Here is a 23929-nt window from a genome sequence, read left to right on the forward strand (position 1 = left end):
CGCCGGCAGGGACCGTGTCCACGAGCGTTGCGAGCTGGACCGGCCGGAAAGCGGGCGGCGCTAAAGTGACCTCGTCACGAGCGGGCGACTTCGCTTGACTAGCGCTCGACGCATTGATTGCCTTACGCGACGTTGGCTTGACCACTCTGACCTAAACCATACTCAGAGACGAAACAGCGTTATCCGCCGTCCAACGCGCGACTACTTCTTTAGTTTCGCTGCCGGCCGTGTTGAGCTTTTCGCGATCATTGCCGACCCGCTTGATTAGCGCCTCGGCCTGAGGCCGTGCTTCCTGCCTCCGGCCCTTCCATTCCCGATTTTCGCGCACAGCTCACAGGCAATAATCAAGAGCAGGAACGTGCCCTCAAATGCCGCCACAGCGTATCCGGTTTCTGCCATCGGCTTTCGAAGCCTGACATTCCGGTTCCGGTCCCCCTACCTCAACGTGCCCCATTGACGCCAAGTACCTCGCCCAGAGCAGCTCCGATACCAGTTTCAAGAAGTGCAAAATGCCCATGAATGCGCCGACCAGAGTCAATGCTCTCGTATCCGGGTCTATTTCGAGCAGCGCGGACTTGGTCAGCATTAGACAGCCTAACGGGTCCTTCCCAACATAGCCATGGGCACCGGCCTGCTACTCACGGAGCACCCCCTCCTCCTTGGCAGCAGCCTCGAAAGCCTGACGGACCTCTTCCGGAGTCACACGGTCCTGAAAGGCGTCGATGCATAGTTGCACAGCCTTCCGCCACTTGGGCCCCATCTTGGTCCACTCAGGAGTTCCTCGGCGGCACCCTCGACGTTGTTGCACCGGTAGGTGACCCCAGGTCGGTCGGTCTTGACGTACACCGGAGGGGAGAACCAATGGGTTGCCACGACACCTCCTACTCAGGGGAGAGATACATCTTGGCCTCCTTTGCGGCAGCCTCAAAGGCCTTTCGCACCACCTGAGGGTCAATCGAATCGCCCTCCATATCTGACAGGCACAGCGTCACCGCCTTGTGCCAGCGAGGTCCTCTCCGGGTCCACCTCTTGAGCTGCTCAAGGGCTGCCCTCGCATTGTTGCAGCCATGCCTGACGCCGGTTTCAGTCTTCACGAATACCAGAGGGACGAACCAATGGGTTGCCATGATACCTCCTACTCAGGGGAGAGATACATGTTGGCCTCCTTGGCAGCCGCCTCAAAGGCTTCACGGACCTCAACACCCCTGCCCTCGAACGCATCGACGCAGGATTGGACCGCCTTGGTTCACTTCGGGCCCTTTGTGTCCCATGTCATCAGTTCTTCGGCGGCTCCCTCGACGTGGCTGACCCCATTGCGAATGCCCGGACGTTTCGTCTTCACGTAGACCGGGGGAGCGAACCGGAGAGGACCCATAAGGGGGAACTTAGAGCGGCAAGAGCCCGCCGACCAACCCCGCTTTAGCCGCAGCTAAGGGAACGATGTAGGCCCTCGCAGGTTTAGAGGTGGCAGCGGGATTCTTCGTGGATGTGCAGCCGCTGTGGGGGTCCGTCGCCTCTCCCTCACCGGCGGCGGGCTCCTTTCGCGAAGGCGGTTCGGTCAGAGACACCTAGAACCTTATACCGCATCCAATTTAGCTAGTTCTCATTGGGGGAGTAATGTCCCCTCCTCTTTTGCAGCAGCCAGGAATGCCTTGCGGGCCTCCTCAGGTTCCATCTCGTCGAAAATCACGGCCATGCAAACGCGCACCGCGAGGTCCCAGCAAGGGCCACGCTTGGTCCACTTCATCAGCTCCTCGCCGGCTTTCTCGGCGTTGTTGACGTTGCGGATGATCCCGGGACGCTCGGTCTTGACCGGGACCGGAGGGTTGAACCAGTGGAGAGCCATGCGGTCACTCTTTGTCGGCCCGATCAAGTTCCTCCAGCAAATACTTTTGCTCAGCCCAGTTCCCGTTCTACAGGCAGATTTAGCAGCTTGCGAAGGTAATTGCGGATTACCTCTGACTATTGAAAATGGCTCAGGACGGCGCGCTTCCGTTGCGATGCCACGAGTGACTGAAGTTGGCTGACAGCTACTCTTGGGCGTCGAAAGCCACGCAGAGGCCCATGGCAGTTGCTGCCTCGACGATTGCCTCGGTTAGTTCTTCGTCGGAGGCCACCAAATAAGGCGCAGTCTCCCGAGCTTCGCGTAGCGCCGCTTTGATCGAGACCGTGTCGCGACGGTCCACCCTATTGAGGAGTACTGTGATTGCTTGCTCTAGAAGCGGACCGGCCCTTCGCGCGACGCTCATCCAGCCCCCCCAGGGACACGCTCTCTACTCCCTACCTGAGCGGCATCAAGGCCATGTACTAATTGTACAATTGGTACGGTGCTGGGCCGCTACAGTCAGGAATATTTGGTAGGAATTTCTGAGCGGGGGATCGGATAACTGGCTCGCGCGACGACCCCCCCGGTACCCCTTCGATCCGCCGCAACCGGCTCCGACGCTGCGCTCAATGAAGGCTTCGCGTCTCCGCCGGTTGCTCAAACCGCGCCATACGGCGTAACAGAAACGGCCGAGGCTCTAATCGCCACTGGATGAAAGCTTCATCTCCCACTACCGCCTGCAGCAGTGCGATCACCGCCGAGAAGGTTATTCAGCTTCGAAGAGGCATGGCGGCTCGTCCCATAAGCGGCACGCGGCAACACTACTTCGAGCGTGTAGGCTTCGCCAGTGGCCATCCGATTATCGACGTAGATTGCAGGATGAGGGCCGAGGAGGTGCTGCAAGGTCACTACTGCCCAGATGCGGCGACCACGTGCTACACTGACAGCCAGCGTCGGCTGGGAGTGTGAACTTTGCCGTTCGTCGTCCATCGAAACGAGCAAGGAGCGCCAGGAGCGGTCGTTGAAGCGATCGAGGCCGAGCGGCCGGAGCCGACCCGAAATGGACATTTGGCTTCTCCCAAACCACAGCGTTACTAAGCCGACTTTCCGAATATTCTACGGACAATCTCGTCTTCATTCGCATCGAAGCAGCGGCCGTGACTGAGAATCACCCGCCGCGGCTGCCACGACCGGAGTTTGCTTACTACTGCCTGTGTCTTCCGTCGATGCAGGAGAATTGGCAGCCGCATGCCAAAGAAGGTCCGCCCGTGCGGGTGAGCCATCCGAGTCAGCTTGGCCATCGTGCGCCAAGGCTCATCGATCATGTCTAATTCGAGATTGATGATCGTGTCTGTAAGGATCAGCGTCTTTGAAGCTTGGTGGAAGAATATGAACTCTTTGAAGTAGCCACCGGGAAACAGCATCTGGTCCATGTCCCGCCGCCACTCCTCCGGCGGATCGGCCTCCAAATCTCGTGCGAACGTCACATCCGCGTGCCGTGCGCGTGCTCTTTGCCGGACTCCGGGCGATGCCCATGTTATTGCCTCAGGGAAAGCCTTCGACCACTCACCGATATGAGCGTAGTGAAACTGGTTGGGTGACACGAGATGGCGAATTCTGCCCAAGTTCCGTAACTCTTCGGCCACCCTCGAAGCAAACTTGATGGGCGAATGAATGAACAGATCGCCGTTCGATAGGCGCACCACCGTCATCCGAGTGGTGAATGGCAGCGGAAGTGTTATTCCTGCTACCGTCAGATACTCAAACGGACCGTCAACGACACCAACATCGGGTCCCTGAGGTTTGTAGACGTTCACCGGCTCGTAAAGGGACGCACTCATAGCCCATTCCACTTCGCCAGCTCGGCGCAAGGCGATGCACGCTATCTGGGCCAGGTTTCGTCATTCCGAACCGCAGCACCTGCTGCTTATGGTGGAGCAACAGAACTTGCGCTCGAGGGCAAGTCTCAAGACGCGCGTGCCAAGGCATTCGAGATCACATCGTCCGTGTCAATGTCAGGCAAATCGAAGATCATTGGCAATTGCCGCGTCATGGCCATCTTCACGATCAACTCTTCCATCGATTCAACCGGAAGGCTGGCGTTTGAACGCTGCCGCATTAACAATGCAAGCTTGTGGACCGGCACGGGCGTCGGTTTCGCGCGGTCATCTAAAAGCCTGCCGATTTCGATCAGAACGTCTGCGTCGATGGTATTGGGCAATTCGCGCATGGTCTATTCCTCCCTGCCCCTGACCATGCGCGCCGCGGGCAGCCGAGTCTCGGGAAACCTCCGTACGTTTTTAACGATGTTGAAGAGCGTAAATGCAACTCTCTGGCTGCAGAGTGGCGTGAGCCGATAGGCTCGGCTGATGTTGACCACCGGTCGGCCCGTCTTGCCGTGTGAATTTGGACCCCCTTTAGTCGTGAGACCATTCTGCGAGAATGTCTGGAAACGAGCTCATATTTGCCGGTGCTCGATCGGTGACGAAAGCGAGACGGACGCGACCGAATAGGGACTTAGGGGATAGCCGCGAAACCATCGGCGCACTCGCTTGCGCCAAGATGGCAGCAATCGAGACTTCCGCGACAGCAAGGTCCGCTTGCACCAAAAACGATCTTCCGAAGCAAATATCAACCGCTGGAGGGAGTAGTATTGAAACCACTGTGAACCCGTGCCCGCGGCGGTTTTCAAGTCCGGTGTCCTGGCAACAGCGCGTCGCGACTGAACGGATTCATGCGACGCGCCTTCCCGCAGCCTTTTGCCGATGAGACTTGACAGCCACAAGTAGTTCGCGCTCGCTGGTGTGAGCATTTCGAAAAATGGCCACGACCATTACCGTCAAGATTTCGGCCGCCGGGTCCAAAGGGTCGAGATGCTCATCCGCGCAGACCTGATCGAACACGCGTTCGCAAATAGCCAGATCATGAGGGCTGAGGCAGGTGCGATTGAAATGCCGAGGCAGCATCTGTGCGAACCTTTCAGTGCCCGCTACCGTGCTTGCGGCAGGCTTTTGGCTGATGAACCGCTGAAGCGGTGGCTGTCAAAATGACATTGTCATCTGCAGTGACCAGGACTCAATTTACTTGGTTCCTGATTGCTCCTTTATTAATCCTAGCATAACCGCACACTCACGGGCTTTATATTGTCCGGTAATCATAAGTCTATAGTAATCCTGCCGCTTGTTTTCCGGAACGTGAAATCCGCGCCGAAATTCCGCCGCCTCTTTTGGAGTTCGAGTGCAACCGAGTTTACTGGCCGCGACCTTCAAACTCCCCAGTGAGCATCCGATTTTTGCCGAAATGTCTTTCAACGGTTCGTTGTTACCGTACCCATCAAGAATTATCTTGCGACGATCTTCGCTGTTGAGCTTTGTGTTCATTTCAGCGGTCCCCTCAACTACGCTTTCATGATGCCCGATTCTATACGCACCAGGTTGAAGAGTGTCGTTAGCTTCGCATCCAGAAACTTATCTCGGCATGCATTTCTGACTGTAATCCAGCGTGATCGCCGTTTCAGTCGCCTCGAGTCGGCCAGTCTTGCCAGATGCCTGAGGTACACCACATGATTGAGAGGGGCATGGGCATACCCGAATCGGATATGACACCACGCGATGGATGCTAAAAGGCAAGAGGAGGCGCTTGCGAGGCAGGCGCTGGAGCGTGATCGACGTCGTTGGCCGCGCGAAGCTCAACCTTACAATGAGGGTGCCCCGTCACTTGCGCCGGCGCTCGAACCTTTGCCCTTTTCAACGCTCGAACTGGCGCCAGAGGATCAATTCGCCGCTTGGCAGGCGCATATGGCACCGCTCGTCGAGGTCAGGTTGCCGGATGACAAATCGCTCGACGATGGCTTTCCCGCCGACCACACGGCTTGGAACCTCGACGGCATGCTGATCGTTCAACAGCGCGCACCGGCACATAGTTATATGCGTTCTGCCGCGAAGCTTCGGTCCAGCTCGATCGATCACTGGTATATCGCCTTGCCACGTACTGGCCGGTCGTGGACGGAGGTCGATCGCCGTGTAGCGGAGAACCAGCCGGGTAAATTGGAGATCAGATCGCTTGGCTACCCGTTTCGCGGGAGGACAACGGACTCCGAAAGTCTCTTTGTCTATTTGCCGCGCGATTTGTTCGCCGATGCGGCGGCAACGCTGGACGCCAAGAACAATTCAATTCTGTCGGGCAACTTTGCCAACCTCTTGCTCGATTACGTCAACAGCATCGAAGCAAGACTTCGCAGCCTCACGGCTGACGATCTGCCCCGCATCGTGCACGCAACACGCAGCATGATCATTGCCTGCCTCGGGCCTCCGGCGGAACAGGTTGCGGCCGCCGAACTATTGACGAGTGTCGCGCTAATGGAGCGAGCGCGTCGATACGTACACCACAATCTGGATGCGGCTCATTTGACACCGGATTCAATGTGCCGGGCGCTCGGCGTCTCGCGCTCTCGTCTCTATCAGTTGTTCGAACCAAGCGGCGGTGTTCTCCATTACATACAAAGTCGCCGCCTTCTAGCAGCCCATATTGCGCTAAGCGATCCGGCGGACAGCCGGCGCATTGTTGAAATTGCTGAAGCCTTCGGGTTTAGTTCAGCGGCTAATTTCAGCCGGGCATTCAGCAAGGAATTCGGTTACAGCCCCCGCGAAGGCCGCAGTACTGTGGTATTGCCGCGCCCCGCCCACTCTGTTTCGCATGCCGGAGGCCAGGAGGCCTCTTCCTTTGAAGGTTGGCTCAAGGCGCTCGGAAACTGATTACAGGATCGCGAAGCTGATTGGGCGGACTTAGAAGAGGGGTTGCCCGGGGCGGCGAAGGTCACGCCGCCTCATGGGCCACAAAATCTTCGTGTCGCGCCTACTGCGCATCAATCACACAGCTGATTCTCACCAATTCACAGTTTGTTAACGAACTGTGACGGTTCATCGTTATCGATAATTTGCCGCCGATCACGGCGGAGCATATATGGAACTAGGCTGCGGGGGGCTCTTATTAAGAGTGCGATTTGAAAGTTTGCCAAGCTTGACAGTTATGCTATTTCTAGACTGGGGGGCGCGAGTCTGCACCGCCTATGGAGGTGGTTCTTGCCCTCAGAGGCTTCAGGCATCGGCACGGAGAGTGAGGGGCCTTCATCGAGCGACGCTCCAAGTGTCGGCGATGGGGTTCTCGCAGACCTTTTGGCGAACACGACCGAACTTTTGTCGTTCTATGACCGTGACTTTCGCCTGACGCACTACGCGGCCAGGCTCAAAGGCTTGTACGGAGGCGCGGTAGCGCCGGGCGCCGCCGTCTGGGAGATCTACCCGAGCTTTCTCGATGCGAGCCATCGCGACGAATTTCTTCGTGTGTTCCAGGGTGGCTCTCCGGCCAGCATCGACTTGCCGCGAACCTCGGGCGGAGCGCACCGGTCCGTTTTTGTGTTCACCACGGCAAATGGTGCGGGTATCATCGAATTAAGGGAGGACGGCGGGCGGAGCGCAGCGGAGGAACAAGAGCATTTAGTTCTGCTCCATCAGGCGACGCACGACGTGCTGACTGGACTGCAGAATCGGCGGCGATTCGGCGAGCGGCTCCAGCAGGCAATGGCAGCCCTCGGCGGATCAAAGCCGAAAGCCGCCCTTCTGCAAATCGACCTTGACGATTTCAAAGCGGTCAACGACACGCTCGGCCATGGAGCAGGCGACACTCTTCTTCAACTCGCGGCGGGTCGTATCCGCGACGCGCTGCAGGACGGCGAATCCGCATACCGGTATGCCGGCGATGAGTTCGCTGTCATCCAATTGGGAAAGGAGCAGCCAGCAGAGGCTGAGCGCCTTGCCGGATCTCTAGTCGACGCGTTCAAGGACCCGTTCGTCATCAACGGCATTCCCGTGTTCGTCGGCTCGAGTATCGGAATTGCTTTCGGGCCGGAGCACGGGACCGACGGCGAACAGTTGATGAAAGCCGCTGACATTGCTCTTTACGCGGCCAAGACAGATGGACGCGGCTGCGCTCGAAGCTTCAACCGTTCGATGCTGCTCTTGCTCGAGCAACGCGAGAATCTGAGGCGCAGCCTTCGAACCGCGCTGGAGCGCGGCGAGCTTTATCTGGAGTATCAGCCGCTCATTCAGCCGCCCTCGTCAGTGACCGGTTTCGAAGCGCTGCTGCGGTGGCGGCACCCCGAGCTCGGAATCATTCCACCCAACGTGTTCATACCGATCGCCGAAGCCGACGGTCTGATGGACGAGATTGGACGATGGGTGCTCGAGGAAGCGTGTCGCCAGGCGTTGACGTGGCCTTCCTCGCTGACAGTCGCAGTGAACTTGTCGCCGGCTCAGTTCCTTAGCGGTTTGCTGACGGACACCGTCGCTCAGATCGTCGACGCAGTTGGGCTTGAAGCCGACAGACTTGAACTTGAGATAACCGAAAGGGTTCTACTTGAGAAGACGATCGACAACATAGACACATTGAATACGCTGAATGTCTTGGGCATACGAATATCGCTAGACGATTTTGGAACATACTATTCATCGTTGAGCTACCTTAAAAATTTTCCCTTCGATACGTTGAAGATAGATCAGTACTTTATTGCGGACTTGGAGACCGATCTCAAAAGCCAAACGATCGTGCGATCGATCATGAATCTGGCGCACGGCCTGGGGATAAATGTCACTGCCGAGGGGGTCGAGACCCCGGCACAGGCACGGTGGCTGATCAAGGAGAATTGCGATTGCCTGCAAGGCAACTTCCTGGGAAAGCCGCTTGGAGCCGAGGCGATCAGCGGTTTCATCAGGCGGTCCCCGCTGAGGGTGGTACACGCGATGGAGGAATCAAAACAAGCGCTCTAGCGCCTTGCGGCCTTCGTTAACGGTGAGGCGGAGATTTCTAGAACGATCGAGGCAGATACCGCGCAATTCTTCGAGTGGGTGCGAGACAGACTCATCACGGGCGCGGAGAAATTTTTCATCGCGGAGGCCATCACCCCGCGAGAGCTCAATACTGATGGAACAAGTGAGGATGCCGATGGGACCTGTTCATCATGACCTGGCTGGCGAGCCGACTTTTGAGCCGATGATCCAGATCGACATGGAAATCAAAGCTTTTGTCTCCGCTTGGAAGCATTGCGATTACGTCTCGACATACGTGGCCCGGATGATCAGTCAAAACAGGTCAGACTCGGTCCACCATTCAAATCTCTTTTCCTCTGCCTTCAACGAATTGCTGGAAGTCGCCTTCCGTACTCGCCATGCCGACGGCGAACTGGCATGCAGGGTGTCTCGCCATGGCGCGACGGATAGGATCGAGTTGATATTTCCTTGCGTGCCAGAGGAGCGCCAATTCTACGAAGAAGCCGTGTCGCAGTTCGCAGGAACGGAGGCCAGAGAGCGGTATCTCAATTCGGTGTCTGGGGATCTCGCGCCCAGCCGCGAGGTCGTACTCCTAGAACTGGCTGTTGACTACAACGCGACACTCTGGATCGAGGACGCCGACGGCGATGCAATCAAGCTTGTCGTGGACCTTCCGCTTGAGGGCTTGCAACATTGAGCCCTTACGACCTTCTCCCGCGCTTCAAGGCGCAATACGACGCCAACAACCAGGAGTTCTCCATTTCGGGAGTGGTCCGGCCTCAGGCGATCGATGAGCTTGGGCCGAGCATAGCATTGCTCCGCGATGCGATCGGCCATGTGCGCGGCGTTCTCTACGTCAATGTCAGGCGCCTGACGCAGATGAACAACGCTGCGTTTCACAGCTTTTCGAGGATCATCATCGACGCTTGTCGCGCTCGACCCGATCTCAAATTCGTGGTCATCACGTCAAGCGTCGTCGGATGGACCTCGCGAAAATTCGGTCGCCTGAGCGGAATCGAACCGAACATCACGGTCGAGGAGTATGACACTGAATTCTATCCGGGGCAGGGTTTTCTTGAGGAAGGCGGGTTCGTACCCATCCTGCGCACTCAGACAAAGATGACTTGGCGCCACGAGCGCACAATCTTGCCGCGACACGGCATGAGGCCCGGGATCGTCATGGCCGACATCTGTTGCGGGATCGGTGATTTCGCCGTGCTCGCGCAGAAGGAGTTCCAGCCATCGCGGATCGTCGCCCTCGACCACTCCATATCAAGCCTGAACTATGCTCGACAAGTGATGCGGGAATTCGACATCCGGGGCATCGAATATACCTATGGCGATGCCTCGGAGATGCTGCTCGACGAAGCGCAGTTCGACTTGGTCACCTGCCGACATTCCCTTCAAATCTTCAATCGACCTGAACTCATTCTCAAGGAGCTCTACCGCATCTGCAAGCCAGGCGGGCGGGTCTATATCACCAACGAGAAGAATTCGCATTGCCTCGGCGAGCCGCGCGCCGAAAGCATTCGTTGGACCTACAACGAGGTGGCGAAGCTGTTCGGGCATTTCGAGATGGATGTCGAGCTTGGGCCCAAGAGCCGGCGATACCTGATCGAAGCCGGATTCGAAGACATCCGTGTGGAGACCTTCATGGTCACTAACCTGGACGGGGATCCGCAGGACTTCGCCGATGTCATTGCGGCCTGGGCGGACGTCTATGCGGGCGAGATGGCGACCAGACGCGGCGATGGACCGGAGTTCGTCGCACGCTTCCGGCAGGGCTTCGAGGATCATGTTTTCGCTGCGCTCCACCCCAAGGGTTATGCGGGTTGGCCGATCTGGGTCGCATCGGGGCGACGGCCGCAATGAAAGCCGACGATGAGCCTACACCGCGATTCGGCCTGCGCTCCTTTCGAGCGAAATTCGTATTGGTCGTTGGCGGCGCGGTATTGTTCGACCTCCTTTTGAGCGGTGGCCTGGCGCTTTGGAATGTTCAAAAGCTGTCGCGCGACGCCACATCCGAAGTCGGTGAGGGCCTGACGATCGCAAACCAGGAATACATTCGTTCCTATGCCGAATCGACAGCGTTAAGCGTCGACCTGCTGCTCGATCGAGTCCATGGGGACGTCAAGGCGTTGGCCGGCGTGCTGCAGGCCCAGATCGACGATCCAAGCAGGCAACAACAGGTCGGAGCCACGCTTTCGCAGGAGGCGCCGGGCTCCGTGAAGGTCGTCTACGACTCGCGGGGCGATTGGGCGCAGAACCTGCCGGGAGCGCCTTCCGTGGTCAGCGTCTGGGGCTACCTGCTGGGCGCCGACCACAGTCCGCTGCCAAGCGTTCAGCAGGAAATAGAAGACAGCACGGTGCTGGACCTCGTTGCGCCGACGCTCATGGCCAGCGGGTCGTCCAAGCTGCAAATGTATTATATTGGTCCAAAGGAACGGCCGATTTTCAGGACGGTGCCGTATACGGACCAGGCACAGACCTTCGACCGGCTCTACCCAGGCCACAACAAGGCAGAGTTCTGGGAGTTTTTCTTTCCGGGAATCTATGGGTCATGGCAGCAATGGGCCAGGGATCCAGCCTCACGTCCGGTCTCTGACGATATCACCCAGACAGCGCCTTACACCGATGCGATCACGGGAAAGCTAATCGTCAGCTTTTTCCGCCCGCTGTGGACGCGCGATCGCACCGGTATCGCTGGTACGGCGGGAGCAGACATCACTCTCGATCAACTCGCGGAAGTCGTCGAACGTGTGAAGATCGCTGAGACCGGGTTCGGCTTTCTCACAATGTCGACTGGCAACGTCGTGGCGATCAATCCGTCGGGCCAGGCAATCATCGGCCTGACTTCATCGAGCGATGCGGGCACCCAGGGCGTCACCGGCCTGGAGAGGTCCCTGCGGGGAAGTACGCAGCCGGCTATCGCGTCGCTGCCTCTCGACCAGAACAATGACGGTGTCATTCAGCATGTCATGCTCGCCGACAAGGGCGAACGCGTACCCTACATTGTTGTCCTCAAAAGATTAAAGCCGACCAATCTGTGGAGTTCGGGACCGATCAAGTCCGAAATGATGTCGGTCGGGATCGTCGTTCCCGAACGGGAGATCTATGCATCCCTGTTCGCCGCGCAGAAGAGTATTTCCCGTGCAACCAACCGTATCCTGCTCTTTCAGATCGCCGCGATCGTCGTTTCGCTTCTGATCGTTTTTGCCGCCGTGCTCGGAATTTCGAAGCGGATCACCGCGGGCCTCAGGGCGCTTGCCAGCGCCGCCCAGCGGCTCCAGTCCAAAGACTATTCAGTCCGCGTGAGCATCCCAACGCGCGACGAAGTTGGAGCGGCAGGGGTCGCTTTCAACCGCATGGCTGAGCAGATCAGCTTTCACACGGAAAACCTCGAGCAACTCGTCGACGAACGAACCAGGGAACTTGGGGACGCAAATCAGGAGATTTCCGCACTCAACGAAAAGCTGCAGGACGAAAACGTTCGCCTTGGTGCTGAACTCGCGGTCGCCAGACAGATCCAGATGATGGTCCTGCCGAAACAATTCGAACTCGAAGCGATTCCGGGGCTGGAGATCGCGGCCTACATGCGGCCGGCCGACGAGGTCGGCGGTGACTATTACGACGTCCTGCAGAACGGGTCACGGGTCAAGATTGGCATCGGCGACGTGACCGGTCATGGTCTCGAGAGCGGCGTGCTGATGCTCATGGTCCAATCCGTTGCACGCGCGCTGCAGGAGACCAATGAGGGGGATCCGCATCAGTTTCTGGATCGGCTGAACAGAGCGATCTACAAGAACATCGAGCGGACGAACACCGGCAAGCATCTCTCGCTGGCCTTCCTTGACTTCGAGGATGAGCGGGTAACGCTATCCGGCCAGCATGAGGACGTTCTCGTCGTGCGTGCGGACGGGGACGTCGAACGCATCGACACGATGGATCTGGGTCTGCCGGTTGGCCTGGAGAATGACATCTCGAAGTTCATTGCCACGCGCGACATCCTGTTCGGCAGTGGCGACGTGATCGTGCTGCACACCGACGGTGTGACCGAGGCGGAAGACCAAGACAGAAGGCTGTTCGGGTTCGAGCGCCTCTGCCAGAGCGCACAAAAACGTCAAGGCGGGAGCGCCGAGGAAATCAAAACCGGGATCATCGAGGATCTCATGGCCCATATCGGGATCCAGAAGATCCACGACGACATCACCCTCGTGATCATAAGGCACACATAGCCATGACAACGCTGTTCGGGACCCCTGACATTGCAATCGGGATGAAGGAGAGCGTCAGTCGCGTGCGGCTGTTCGACGGACCTCTCGACTTGAGTTGGCGTCATTGTGCCACGACCTCGGACTTCATCGCCGATCTTTTCGCATTGCGCTTCCGGTCGTCCCGCAATGACTACATGGAAGTGCGGCACAGTATCGGATATCTGGTCAACGAACTCATCGAAAATGCCGTCAAGTTTCGCGCACCGGGTGAGATCTTGATCGAGGCGTCGATGGATTCGGAATGCTTCAAGCTCAAGGTGTCGAATGACCTCGATGGTGAAGATGCGTCCGAGTTCCAAAGTCTCCTGGAGGACATCACGGTTGGCGACCCCATGGACCTGCTGATACAGCGAATTGAAGCCAATGCCGCGAACCCCGACGTAGGAGGCTCCGGACTTGGATTGCTGACGTTGATGAGCGACTACGGCGCGCGCCTGGCTTGGATATTCAGCGCCGCCGACGAAAGCGATCGGATTTGCGTGGAGACATATGCCTCCATTCCGATCTCGCAAATTCACAATTAGAGGAAACGAAGCCAGGCTATGGAAATCAAGACAGACGACTACCGCGTATGGACTGAAGGAAGCGAAATTTTCTTCGACGGTGCAATGCGGCTTGCCAGTTCCGAGGCCGGTGCGCCTATCTCGGCGTTGGCGACCAGTGTTCTTGCCTGTAATCCCGCTTCCATTACGCTCAATCTTAAGGATCTTCACTTTCTAAACTCTTCCGGCATCAACCTGCTCGCGAAATTTACCATCGAGGTGCGCAAGCATCCCGATGTTCGACTCGTCGTGCGTGGAACGCCAGACATACCCTGGCAATCGAAATCATTGCCGAATCTGAAGAAGCTGCACCCCGCTGTGGTGCTTTTGATGGACTGACGAAGGTCGTCCGAAATTAGCCAAAGGACGGCGTGCAAGAGCGCTGCAAGAGCGAGATATGTACGCCCGGATAAGTATTCGGATGCGAGGCTAACGACAATTTGGCCACGTGAGCAGATGCTCGCAATGGCTTGGGGGCTGGCACAGGCGGCAGGCGTCCGGGTTGGGGGGATGTCGGGCCGCCTGTGCCGATCAGCCGTCGCTGCGCAGTCAGAAGTGTGGCGTCGTGCAGTCGCGGTCCACGACCGTGAGATAGATCGTGTCGCTCGACGGCGAGGGCGACTTCGGCAGTGGCACGCGCTTGCCGGGATCAAGCAACTTCGCGAGCGTCCTCGCAAAGCCCTTGTCGAGCAGCCCCGCGACCGGCTCACGCATGTAGGCAGGAATCCGCGATGTGCGTGTCCGTACGCCGAATGCAAGCCGCGCGGCTTCGAACGCGAGATGCAGCCGCTCCGAAGTTCGGTAGCAAGCCGCGGGGATCGTTCTCAACGGCAATGGCCTTTTCCTGCAAGAGCTTGCGGGCGGTCAGCAGCGCCCGGCGCTTCTGGCTCGTCAGGGTTTTCACATGCACCGGGCGAAACAGGTTGACTCGCATCATCTGCGCATCTGCGCAATGCCGCGGGCATCATTGCGGTCGGTTTGTTCACCTGGGCCTTAAGGAAATGCCTTGGTGTGGCGGGTCTCGATGCAGATCACCGGCAGGCCGGCCCTGGCCGGCCTTCGAACAACCACTGCGACAAGGCCCGGCTTCAAGCCCAACCCGCTCAACCCACCAGCTGGGCTCCTTGAGCACCCGTGCCAGATCCTCCGGATGGCTCGCCATCTTTATCTCGCGGCAAATCTGGCCTGTTTCGTCGACAATGCAAATGGCGTCTCTTTCACTGACACATCCAATCCCGCATAATGATTCATGCTGCGCTCCTCCCTTCTGATGCTTGTGGCTGCCCATGCAGACCACGTTTATCATCAGCGTGAAGCGCAGCACCTTCGATCAACGCCAAGAGCGAGACCGTAAAGACCAACGGCATGTTCAAAGCCGCCTATCAGTCACGCCGCGCGCTGATGCCGATCGACGGCTTCTTTGAATGGAAGGACATCTTCCGGCACGGGCAAGAACAAACAGCCCTATGCCATCGCGATGAAGTCGGGCGAGCCGTTCGCCCTTGGCGGCGCTCTGGGAGGCGCGACCCCGCTAGCGGCGACAACATCCGCACCTTCACGCTGCTGACCTGTGAGCCGAATCCGCTCATGGCGACGATCCACATCCGTATGCCGGTGATTCTGACGCCCGAAGACTACATGACCTGGCTGACGACCCCGACCCGGAACATCTCATGAAGCCGTTTCCAGAAGAGCTGATGACCATGTGGAAGATTTATTTTCTCTCGTTGTTACGTGTGAGCATGCTTCTGAATCCGGTTCTTTGGCCATTATGAGGGGCACAGACAGGCAGGCAAAAGCATAATCACAACGTGACAACCGGCGGTTCAATCTGCGGAGAGAAAATACAAAACGACATGATCGCCCTTTCCACCCAATTCGATGCCATCCGCCCGGAAAGCGGACGATAGTCAAGGTCGTCGGCACGACGGCACCAGCGCATTCTCGCCGAAACTTGTGCTCGTCACAGATGTCGACGGGACGCACGTCCAGGCTTTGGACTACGTCAAGAACAAGCGGCCGGGGGCATAATAGGGCAACCACAAGGCCGTGATATCTAAGGATTCTGCGTGCGGTAGAAGGCGCAAATTACAAACACGATGCCGATGAGGCGCATCAAACCAGGGGAATATGAAGAGGCTACGAAGTAGGCGACCCCAAGCACAGCAGTAGCTATCAACCACCTGCCTGTGTGCTTGTCCGTAGACGCCATTGCGGCTTTGGTGCGTGCGAGTGACTCTCTTTTTCGAGATTCATGCTCCTGCTGCCCGCCCCGCGCCATCGCCCAACGGAAAATCAAAGCGTTTCGGGATTGGCGATCTGCTGAGATGGATCCAAACGACGGCCCTTATGGCAAGACTGAAATGCGCCCAAGAAGAGCCACCAGTTCCGCCTGACGTTTCGTTTCGGTCTTGGCGAACAGCGAGGCAAGCTGGGAGCGGATCGTGGTGCGGCTGAGGCGCCAACTGCGGGCGATCTCCAGCGGCGCATCGCCCTGAGCCAAGCGCAACGCCAAGTGCGTCTCCGCGCTCGTCAAGCCAAACATCTTTTGCAGTGTCTGAGGATTTGGCCCCGACCTGTTCTCGCGATCCAGCAACGCCACAATGCTCGTTCCGTCAGGAGCGACAAACCCGTTCTCGTTCAATATCACCGGCCTGTCGCCGTTGCTGCGGATCACCACCCACGATAATGAGCCCGGCAGGAAATGGGCCGGAACATTCGCGAGCAGCCGCCTCAAAGCCACCGAAAGACCGCTGGCCGTATCGGCCACTTCTCCCTGGCGCTCCAGCGTGGTTTGAGCGGCTGCGTTCCATTCGAGCACTTTCCTCTCGCGGTTCAGCACGAGATAGCCGCAGCCGATGCGATCAAGCATGCCGGTTATGGATTCCAGGCTGCGTGCTCTTGGCTCCCCGACCCCTGCGCCCGATGCACGATCTGGAGGAAAAACATAAAAGGGCCGCGTCGTATGCGCCTCATGGTTATACTTGGTCGTTGTCGCAATGTATCGGCTACCCGAAGCAGGATCACTATGTCTATCCATCAGAGTCATTTTATACCCCTACCCAATAAAGCTACTCGTGATCTGCAGAAAGTCTTCAAGTGATAGTATCCGTCCGTAATAACCTAACTCGACATCTGATGATTACACTGTTAAGATTCCCAGAATTTGCGCCGCAATCGCGAGATTTATACCGTCCAGAGATCATCAACTGGTTGTAATCTTCCCGTTTGTGTTCCGGCATATGAAAGCCACGCCGAAATTCCGCCGCCTCCGTCGGGGTTCGAGTGCAACTGAGTTTACTGGCGCTGACTCTTAAACTCGCCAGTGAGCATCCGATCTTGGTGCAATATCTTTCAACGGTTGTTATTAAGGTGTCCATGAAGAATTACCTTGCGACGGGCTTCGCTTTTGAGCTTTGCGTTCATTTCGGGGCTCCTCAACTACGCGTTCACAACACGCGATTCTATACGAATCAAATTGAAGATTGTCGTTAGCTTCACATCCAGAAACGTATCTCGGAGTGCATTTTTTAAGATTTCTTCATGCCGCCAAGCTGCCGATAATATTGCTGCTCACCTGTTTCCAACACCACACAGCCCTCCTACGAAAGGGCAAGATTAATAACGAGCGAGATGGCGAGAAAGAAAGGTGGCATAGGGGTGCTCGCCCGCCTCCTTCGGATTTATTCTTTACCCGCTCCGCGCATCGCATCATGGGACTACCCGGCCTGGCAGCCGGAATTCAAACCGGGAATTCACCGGCGCCCTCCGTGCCGACAATGACAACACTCGTTTCCGCGGCGGCATGCGTGCGGTGCACTGGCCGGCCAAAGAAGATCCAGCCGCAGCGCTTGCCGTGCTGCAAGAGATCCCCGACACCACCGGCCAAACGCGTACGGAAGGCGCGCAGGGTTATCTTAACCCGCGAGACGCCAATCCCGACGACGCCGAGACGCATGACGTGCCAGGCGACGAGGTGACGTCTGAAACTATGGTGGAGCCGGTATAGGATGGGCTCGACGAAGTGTGGCCGGAGGTTCTGCATCAGATACGGCCGTCAGAGCGTGACATATGCCGGGGCGTTGGGCTGGATTGAAGGGCCGCGCACGGGATGGAGCGAGCCGCTAGGCTGGGTGATGTGCTGTGCTTGCGGAATTCTGTCGCCTCCTGAAGGGCGTAGCATGAGACCGGACTTTGATGGCCATGTGGCCGAAATTGCGGGCATGCACTTCTACACAAAGCCCGGCGCTCGCAAGAAGGCCGAAGGCGGCATGCTTGTTACCTACACCGACGCTGCTGGTACGAGCAGCGGCCCGCGTATGTCACCAACAAGCCACGCGGCGGCAAGAGGCCACACAGGACGAAAGCGGCGGCTGCGGCTTATCTGAACGCGCCGGCGGCCATACACTGTCGCCTTGCGAGCGGAAGGCTACCAGCGACCATGTCGGGCACCTCTGCGTTGATCGACATGTACACGCCGCAAGCTGCCGTCGAGAAGGCCCGGGAAGAACTGGTAAAGGCTTACGCGGCTGGCAACCTACCTCCCGTCACCAAGTGCCCTACGAAGCCGGCGAGGGCGCCGGCTTTATAACCGGCGCGAAACGAACCGCAAGGTGCCTGCGCTGGCTTGGCAGAAACGGCCGGATTGGCTGAATTGCGGACTCAGCCGGTGTTTGCGGGGCCTACGCGTTATGAACGGGGCCCCCTTCTCCTGCTGCTTTGTGCATTCCGCACTGCCAATTATGCGACTTTCGAAGCACAAATCATGAACATCCGTTGGGCCTGAACTTGCTAACTCAACGTCGGCTTTGCGCCCCATCTCGGCCGTAGAGACCAGCTTTGCCACCGCCTGAAAGCGGACCTTGCTGCACCGCGAAGAAAACTGCGTCTGTGGAGCGTCACGGGAGAGTCCTCTCTTTCTCAGATAGCCTCGGAACCGAAGCCAAGAGCGCATGAACGGCCCGCGACGGCGGCCAATCGCCATCGCCGATTATAAGCAGGCCGCCACCCGCGCCTTTCGGTTGGATGTCGAACAGGCTTGGGAGGACTGCAACCGGTTTGCCGGCCTGCAGAAATCGACCGATCAGCGACCCCGCCAAGCCGTCATCGTTGCTGCTCCAGATTGAGCCCGGCAAACCGACGCAGAAGCCACCATGAAAATCCTCGATGAAGACTTGGCCAAAGGTAAGCGTGTTTGCCAGATCATCGCGAGCATGCCGGTCGCTTCGAAACCGCGCCGTCAGTTCGCTGCCTTCCCCGCCGGGTCGTTTGGGCCGCGTCGGCCAGGGATAGCCTCCTGATACCGACGCAAGCAGCATTTCAGCGCCGGCATCCAGAAGCGCGTAGTAGACGGCAAGGAACCGAGAGAACTCAACACAACCGTCGCCGGACGCGGGACTGAGCATGACAGCAATGCGAATTGGCGCTTCCGGAAACACGTTGCTTTACTCCACCCGTGAGCCTTGTGAACCGTCAACCTGCTGCGGCAGAGGTTTGCTCGACCGGCAAACGCGCCCCGATCCATGCCAGCACATCCGACATGACCGTTGCGCGGCCAAGATCGTTCAGCAGGTCGTTAAAGTGGGAGGGATAGAACTTGAGCGTCTTGTCGGACGAGCCCACAATGTCGAAAACAATTGGCTGCCGGCCGGCTTCGTCCCCTTGTCCGCCGTGCCGTGCAGAATGAAGACCGGCAGCGCAATGAACTACGCCGAATATCGGCGCTTCCGATGTCTGCGATTTGTCCTGCATCCGTCTACACTCCCGGTGAGTGGCGAAAGCTGCCGCAATATCGTTTTCGGTAAAGCCGGGGGTATGTGTTGCGGGCAGTTCCAGTCGAAGGCCTCGACCTTGATGAGCATCACGCGCTCGACCGCCGAAGCATAGTCGGCGAGTGTCAGCCTTGCCGCGAGCGCCGCATCATCTTGGGTACCGATGACATGCATTCGACCGAAGACCTTGAGACGGCGCCTGTTCGGAGAGTCGATCAGCAGCAGCGAAATACGGCTGTCCGTGGCGACGTTGCCGGTGGAACCGACTTCACGGCGTGCATAAGCGCTGCGGCTGCCCATCGTTTGCTGCACGGATTTCACTGCGTCAGTGAACCCGATTTCGGCGAATTTGTGGGCCATTCATTGCTCCCTGCGAGCCGCTAGATGGTGGGCTAGATGGCACGAGAACCCGGACGATTTGGCAGATCCGTGGGGCCAACTTCGAGATTTCCCCGAGTCCGTTCTTCTGGCGGCTCGCGCCTTCGAAGCCATGTTCGCGGAGGATCTCGGCAAGAACCGGAATAAAGTTCGAACCTTCTCCGACGATTACAATCCTAAATCCGACAGGCCCGGATGATCGGCCGGACGTGGTCCGGAACGGTCCCAGAACAATTCGCGTTCTGATTCCTGAATTGGCAAATCATTGATGCAGGCAAAGCGCTTTTGCATCAGGCCGTTTTCGTCGAATTCCCAATTCTCATTGCCATAGGCACGGAACCAGTTGCCGGAATCGTCGTGATATTCATAGGCGAAGCGAACGGCGATGCGGTTGTCCGTGAAGGCCCAAAGTTCCTTGATCAGCCGATAATTCAGTTCACGCACCCACTTGCCGGTCAGGAAGGCGACGATAGCATCGCGTCCCTGCACAAAAGTCGAGCGATTGCGCCAATAGCTGTCAACAGTATAGGCGAGCGAAACGCGTTCGGGATTGCAGCTGTTCCAGCCATCTTCTGCACTGCGAACCTTCTGGATGGCGGTTTCGCGGGTGAATGGCGGCAGCGGCGGGCGTTGTTCAGGCATGATCTTTCTCTTTTCAGTCAGTGTTCCGATTGGCAAGCGGTTGTGTCACGGTCCCCACGACGTAACCTGAAATCTAAATCTGCGCGGAGCCGCCATCCACAAACAGCTCGCTTCCCGTGACGAAGCTGCTGTCGCTGGAAGCAAGGAAGAGGGCCGCGCTTGCGGTTTCGTCGGGGTCAGCGAGACGCCCTAACGGCGTTCTTGTCGACACGAACCGGATCATCTCTTTGTGTGCCTCCTCGGATGGCGCGAGCTCGTGCCAGCCGGCAGTAGAGGTCGCGCCGGGAACAAGTATGTTGACGCGGATCCCTCGGCCGGCCAGATCGAGTATCCAACTGCGCGCGAAGTTGCGGATTGCTGCCTTGCTGGCGCCGTACACGCTGAACCCAGGCGTGCCAGTGGTCGCAGCGGTCGATCCAGTAAGGATGATCGAGCTATCGTCACGGAGAAGCGGCAGCGCCTTCTGGACTGTGAAGAGCGTGCCTTTTACGTTGACTCCAAAGGTTCTGTCGAAATGCTCTTCCGTAATAGCGCCAAGAGCGGAAAATTCGCCGCCACCCGCGTTGGCGAATAGGATGTCGATGGCGCCGGCCTCATCCTTCACGATCTCAAAAAGGCGGTCGAGATCGGCTAGGTTCGCTATGTCACCCTGAATGCCTCGCGAATCATTGCCAACTTCGTTGACGGCCGCATCGAGTTCCTTTTTTCGTCGGCCGGTCATAAATACACGGGCGCCTTCCGCCGCAAACCGTTTTGCCGCGGCCAAACCGATGCCACTCGTTGCACCGGTGATCACTGCGACTTTTCCGTTGAGCTTGCTCATCACGAAATCTCCTGATCCAAGTTGGCCGCGGCGGCGATGAAGAGAGACGGTATGGTCCGCGCCTGCGGCTGGCGGGCGAACTTCATTGACGGCGCTCAGGTTTCGACTGAGCACACCCATCGAGCGCCGGGAGGCGGCCAGGCAGCACAGGCAAAAAGCCGCGAGGCGAAAGTAAATTCTGGCGGGCGTTTTCCGGCCATCCGCTGGCGGCCGTAACGCCGCCAGCGCTCAGATCGCGGGGCTGACGCCGGCTCAGTTAGTAACCACCTTGCGGTCCAGGAAGTCCCGGATAAGCGGAACCATCTCGTCCAGCTTGTCTTCGAGCGCGAAATGCCCGGTGTCCAGCAAATGAAGCTCGGCTCCTGGCAAATCACGAAGATATGGGCCGGCGCCATCGGCGGGGAAGATTTTGTCGTTCTTGCCCCATACGATCAGCATCGGCGGCTTGCGCTCGCGGAAAAATGCCTGGAATTTCGGGTAGAGTGGAACGTTGCTGCCATAGTCGTGGAAGAGATCGAGCTGAATGTCCTTGTTGCCGGGACGGTCGAGCAGGACTTGGTCATGTCCCCAATTGTCCGGGTCGATCCGGGAAACGTCGGCTACGCCGTCCGTGTATTGGAATTTCGTGATGGCAGGCGTGACAAGGAAACTCAGCGCCTTCCGATGCGCGGCCGAACCGTCCGCCCAATAGGCCTTGATCGGATCCCAGAATTCCTTCAGGCCCTCCTCGTAAGCGTTGCCGTTTTGCACGATCAAGGCGGTTACCCGTTCCGGATGTTTGAGCGCGAGCCGGTATCCGACCGGAGCGCCATAATCCATGACGTACATCGCGTAGTTGTTCGCGCCGAGTCGCCCCAGCAAGCCATCCACCAGATCGGTGTAGTGAGCGAAGGTGTACGCGAATTTGGTGTGATCAGGTGCCGCGCTCTCGCCAAATCCCGGGTAGTCGGGCGCGATCACGTGATAGCGGTCGGCAAGCGCCGGGATCAGATTGCGAAACATGTGTGAAGAGGTCGGGAAGCCGTGAAGCAGAAGCACAACCGGCGCGTTAGCCGGCCCTGCCTCACGATAGAAAACGTCGACGCCACTGATCTTGACGGTGTGGTAATGGGTGGTCGAGTCCACGGTCTCAGCGGCGGCGCTTACAGGGGCATTGACCATCATCGGCATTGGGCTCGAGGAAAGCAGTGCAGCAGCGAACACCAGCGCGGTGCGGCGGGTATTGAAAGTGAACATTTGATCTCCTTTGTCCGGCGGCTGCCGGGATTGTTGAGGAAAGGCGCTACGCGGGCACGCGGTTGCCCGCGTAGCGCAGTCAACGGCCTGTGGGGGAGGATGCGGGTAGTCAGCCGTTTTGCGTATGAAGGCGAGGAGCTCCGCGTTCACCTCGTCTTTGTGTGTGGTGCATAAACCGTGCGGTGCACCTTTGATCACCTATCAGCTTCGCCGACAGCAGCGCCGAATCCGCGATCGGGACGATCTGATCGTCGTCTCCGTGCAGGACGAGCGTCGGTAGGTCGACGTGCTGGTTGAATTCACGGCAAGTCTCCGCTTTCGCTGCCAGCTAACCTTTGATGAAGGCGAGCAGGTCGGGGTTTACGATCTCGGGATGCGTACCGCAGAGTCCGTGCGGCAGACCCTCATAGGTCTTCAGCGTGCCACGCTTGAGCAGCTTGACGGAAAGCGGCGCGGAATCCGCGTAAGGAACGACCTGGTCGTCATCGCCGTGCATGACCAGCACCGGAACGTCGATCTCCTTGAGATCCTCGGTGAAGTCTGTCTCGGAGAAGGCCTTGATGCAGTCGTAGTGCGCCTTCGCGCCGCCCATCATGCCCTGCCGCCACCAGTTCTCGATGAGACCCTGCGAAATCTTCGCGCCTGGCCGGTTGAAGCCGTAGAAGGGGCCGGAAGGAACGTCGATGTAGAATTGAGCGCGGTTCGCGACAAGCGCTGCTCTGAATCCGTCGAACACTTCGATCGGCAGGCCGCCTGGATTCTTGTCCGATTTCACCATGATTGGCGGCACCGCCCCGATGAGCACCGCCTTGGCAACCCGCCCCGGTTCGGCGCGCGCCACATAGTGCGCGACCTCGCCGCCGCCGGTCGAATGACCGATGTGGACGGCTTCCTTGAGGTCCAGCGCCTCGGCCAGCTCCGCGACATCGGCGGCATAGGTGTCCATTTCGTTTCCCGTGGCGGTCTGGGTCGAGCGGCCGTGGCCCCGGCGATCATGCGCAATGACACGGTAGCCATTTTCCAGGAAGAACAGCATCTGATTGTCCCAGTCGTCGGCGCTGAGCGGCCAGCCGTGATGGAAGACGATCGGCTGGCCCGCCCCCCAATCCTTGTAGAAGATCTCGGTGCCGTCCTTGGTGGTGATGAAGCCCATGGTCTGTTTTCCTTTTCTGGTTTGGGTGGCAGCTTCCAATGAGAGCGCCTGGGTTGGGTTCGCCGGCAGTAGCGTCGCTGCGGCGCTGGCCATGCCTGCCGCAAGCACGTCGCGACGGGTGAAAGAAGCGGAGAATAGGAAGGCGCTCATGGCCGCGTCTCATCGCCCAAGAAGCGGGTGACCTCCTCGCGGAACTCACGCGGGTAGGCGATGCCGCCAACATCGAGCGTCTGCGTCTCTACGCAAGCGGCACCGCATGCCGCTGCTTGATTTTGCTGAACCGGAGTTGTGGCCAGTACAGCAGTTGTCAGAACAGAGAGCAGTGCGGTGCGGGTCAGGTCGGCCACGACCGTTCGACGAAAGGAGGTAATGCGGGTTGAGTTCATCGCTCTGTTCCTGGGCACAGTGTGTGCTTCGTTCGGTGCCGAAACAGTCGCGCAGGAGAGCGGTGTAAACCAGTA

Annotated in this window: 26 protein-coding genes and 2 pseudogenes; 9 read left to right on the forward strand and 19 right to left on the reverse strand. The window is 58.3% G+C overall.

Going from position 1 to position 23929, the window contains the following annotated elements; all coding sequences use genetic code 11:
* Window positions 1-634 precede the first annotated feature (634 nt).
* From NKH93_RS32120 to NKH93_RS32150, 7 genes are all read right to left on the reverse strand, one after another.
* Entirely contained in the window at window positions 635-760 is a 126-nt protein-coding gene (locus NKH93_RS32120; RefSeq protein ID WP_352975323.1) for a DUF982 domain-containing protein, read from the reverse strand.
* 121 nt (window positions 761-881) lie between these two features.
* Entirely contained in the window at window positions 882-1127 is a 246-nt protein-coding gene (locus NKH93_RS32125) for a DUF982 domain-containing protein (RefSeq protein WP_352975325.1), read from the reverse strand.
* A gap of 476 nt (window positions 1128-1603) precedes the next feature.
* Window positions 1604-1846 carry a DUF982 domain-containing protein gene (locus NKH93_RS32130; protein ID WP_352503357.1) on the reverse strand — a complete coding sequence of 81 codons (243 nt, stop codon included), beginning with the start codon at window positions 1844-1846 and terminating at the stop codon, window positions 1604-1606.
* A gap of 699 nt (window positions 1847-2545) precedes the next feature.
* The gene (locus tag NKH93_RS32135) at window positions 2546-2893 is read right to left on the reverse strand and encodes a hypothetical protein (protein ID WP_352726025.1); all 348 of its coding nucleotides are present in this window, start codon (window positions 2891-2893) and stop codon (window positions 2546-2548) included.
* Window positions 2894-2919: 26 nt separating this feature from the next.
* Window positions 2920-3666 (reverse strand): DUF4336 domain-containing protein, encoded by a 747-nt coding sequence (locus NKH93_RS32140; protein ID WP_352975328.1) that lies wholly within the window; start codon window positions 3664-3666, stop codon window positions 2920-2922.
* Between the two features lie 125 nt (window positions 3667-3791).
* The gene (locus NKH93_RS32145) at window positions 3792-4055 is read right to left on the reverse strand and encodes a hypothetical protein (protein WP_352906722.1); all 264 of its coding nucleotides are present in this window, start codon (window positions 4053-4055) and stop codon (window positions 3792-3794) included.
* An 850-nt stretch (window positions 4056-4905) separates the two neighbouring features.
* Window positions 4906-5205, reverse strand: coding sequence for a hypothetical protein (locus NKH93_RS32150; protein WP_352906720.1), 300 nt, complete (start codon window positions 5203-5205; stop codon window positions 4906-4908).
* 231 nt (window positions 5206-5436) lie between these two features.
* Between NKH93_RS32150 and NKH93_RS32155 the strand changes: the two genes are divergently transcribed.
* From NKH93_RS32155 to NKH93_RS32185, 7 genes are all read left to right on the forward strand, one after another.
* A complete protein-coding gene (locus tag NKH93_RS32155; RefSeq protein ID WP_352450373.1) occupies window positions 5437-6579 on the forward strand; it encodes a helix-turn-helix domain-containing protein in 1143 nt (380 codons plus the stop codon).
* A gap of 420 nt (window positions 6580-6999) precedes the next feature.
* Window positions 7000-8649, forward strand: coding sequence for a putative bifunctional diguanylate cyclase/phosphodiesterase (locus tag NKH93_RS32160; RefSeq protein WP_352975332.1), 1650 nt, complete (start codon window positions 7000-7002; stop codon window positions 8647-8649).
* 175 nt (window positions 8650-8824) lie between these two features.
* A complete protein-coding gene (locus NKH93_RS32165) occupies window positions 8825-9346 on the forward strand; it encodes a ubiquinone biosynthesis methyltransferase UbiE (RefSeq protein ID WP_352906744.1) in 522 nt (173 codons plus the stop codon).
* Window positions 9343-10521 carry a class I SAM-dependent methyltransferase gene (locus tag NKH93_RS32170; protein WP_352458001.1) on the forward strand — a complete coding sequence of 393 codons (1179 nt, stop codon included), beginning with the start codon at window positions 9343-9345 and terminating at the stop codon, window positions 10519-10521. Before NKH93_RS32165 ends, NKH93_RS32170 begins: the two co-directional genes overlap by 4 nt.
* On the forward strand, window positions 10518-12884 hold the full coding sequence (locus NKH93_RS32175) for a SpoIIE family protein phosphatase (protein WP_352975336.1): 2367 nt from the start codon (window positions 10518-10520) through the stop codon (window positions 12882-12884). The genes NKH93_RS32170 and NKH93_RS32175 overlap by 4 nt, the downstream gene beginning before the upstream one ends.
* Before the next feature lie 2 nt (window positions 12885-12886).
* Complete coding sequence (locus tag NKH93_RS32180; protein WP_352975338.1) at window positions 12887-13447, forward strand: slr1658 superfamily regulator; 561 nt, start codon at window positions 12887-12889, stop codon at window positions 13445-13447.
* Window positions 13448-13465: 18 nt separating this feature from the next.
* Window positions 13466-13804, forward strand: coding sequence for a slr1659 superfamily regulator (locus NKH93_RS32185; RefSeq protein ID WP_352450368.1), 339 nt, complete (start codon window positions 13466-13468; stop codon window positions 13802-13804).
* A 210-nt stretch (window positions 13805-14014) separates the two neighbouring features.
* Here NKH93_RS32185 and NKH93_RS34420 read toward each other — a convergent pair whose 3' ends face one another.
* Both NKH93_RS34420 and NKH93_RS32195 read right to left on the reverse strand, forming a co-directional pair.
* Complete coding sequence (locus NKH93_RS34420) at window positions 14015-14179, reverse strand: hypothetical protein (protein ID WP_502896535.1); 165 nt, start codon at window positions 14177-14179, stop codon at window positions 14015-14017.
* 76 nt (window positions 14180-14255) lie between these two features.
* A pseudogene (locus NKH93_RS32195) lies at window positions 14256-14716 on the reverse strand (IS110 family transposase); the annotation flags it as partial.
* Window positions 14717-14830: 114 nt separating this feature from the next.
* On the opposite strand from NKH93_RS32195, the gene NKH93_RS32200 reads away from it, so the two are divergent.
* Window positions 14831-15142 carry an SOS response-associated peptidase family protein gene (locus NKH93_RS32200; protein WP_352975343.1) on the forward strand — a complete coding sequence of 104 codons (312 nt, stop codon included), beginning with the start codon at window positions 14831-14833 and terminating at the stop codon, window positions 15140-15142.
* A 670-nt stretch (window positions 15143-15812) separates the two neighbouring features.
* On the opposite strand, the gene NKH93_RS32205 is transcribed toward NKH93_RS32200, so the two are convergent.
* Entirely contained in the window at window positions 15813-16337 is a 525-nt protein-coding gene (locus tag NKH93_RS32205; RefSeq protein WP_352779582.1) for a helix-turn-helix transcriptional regulator, read from the reverse strand.
* Between the two features lie 933 nt (window positions 16338-17270).
* Between NKH93_RS32205 and NKH93_RS32210 the strand changes: the two genes are divergently transcribed.
* Window positions 17271-17474, forward strand: a complete 204-nt coding sequence (locus NKH93_RS32210; protein ID WP_352975344.1) for a hypothetical protein — start codon at window positions 17271-17273, stop codon at window positions 17472-17474.
* Between the two features lie 889 nt (window positions 17475-18363).
* Here the strand turns inward: NKH93_RS32210 and NKH93_RS32215 are convergent.
* From NKH93_RS32215 to NKH93_RS32255, 9 genes and pseudogenes are all read right to left on the reverse strand, one after another.
* Complete coding sequence (locus NKH93_RS32215) at window positions 18364-18903, reverse strand: transporter (RefSeq protein ID WP_352975346.1); 540 nt, start codon at window positions 18901-18903, stop codon at window positions 18364-18366.
* Between the two features lie 34 nt (window positions 18904-18937).
* Entirely contained in the window at window positions 18938-19216 is a 279-nt protein-coding gene (locus NKH93_RS32220) for a hypothetical protein (RefSeq protein ID WP_352903752.1), read from the reverse strand.
* A complete protein-coding gene (locus NKH93_RS32225; protein WP_352975347.1) occupies window positions 19171-19596 on the reverse strand; it encodes a hypothetical protein in 426 nt (141 codons plus the stop codon). Before NKH93_RS32225 ends, NKH93_RS32220 begins: the two co-directional genes overlap by 46 nt.
* Before the next feature lie 186 nt (window positions 19597-19782).
* A complete protein-coding gene (locus tag NKH93_RS32230) occupies window positions 19783-20256 on the reverse strand; it encodes a nuclear transport factor 2 family protein (protein ID WP_352618179.1) in 474 nt (157 codons plus the stop codon).
* Window positions 20257-20329: 73 nt separating this feature from the next.
* Complete coding sequence (locus tag NKH93_RS32235; RefSeq protein WP_502896536.1) at window positions 20330-21079, reverse strand: SDR family NAD(P)-dependent oxidoreductase; 750 nt, start codon at window positions 21077-21079, stop codon at window positions 20330-20332.
* Window positions 21080-21331: 252 nt separating this feature from the next.
* Complete coding sequence (locus NKH93_RS32240; protein ID WP_502896537.1) at window positions 21332-22249, reverse strand: alpha/beta fold hydrolase; 918 nt, start codon at window positions 22247-22249, stop codon at window positions 21332-21334.
* A gap of 186 nt (window positions 22250-22435) precedes the next feature.
* Window positions 22436-22601, reverse strand: a pseudogene (locus NKH93_RS32245) (alpha/beta fold hydrolase); the annotation flags it as partial.
* Window positions 22602-22643: 42 nt separating this feature from the next.
* Window positions 22644-23468, reverse strand: coding sequence for an alpha/beta fold hydrolase (locus NKH93_RS32250; protein WP_352975361.1), 825 nt, complete (start codon window positions 23466-23468; stop codon window positions 22644-22646).
* Between the two features lie 146 nt (window positions 23469-23614).
* A complete protein-coding gene (locus NKH93_RS32255) occupies window positions 23615-23854 on the reverse strand; it encodes a hypothetical protein (RefSeq protein ID WP_352903756.1) in 240 nt (79 codons plus the stop codon).
* Window positions 23855-23929: the final 75 nt, after the last annotated feature.

Origin of the sequence: Mesorhizobium sp. M0954 (assembly GCF_040319155.1) — a bacterium.
Lineage (GTDB): Bacteria > Pseudomonadota > Alphaproteobacteria > Rhizobiales > Rhizobiaceae > Mesorhizobium.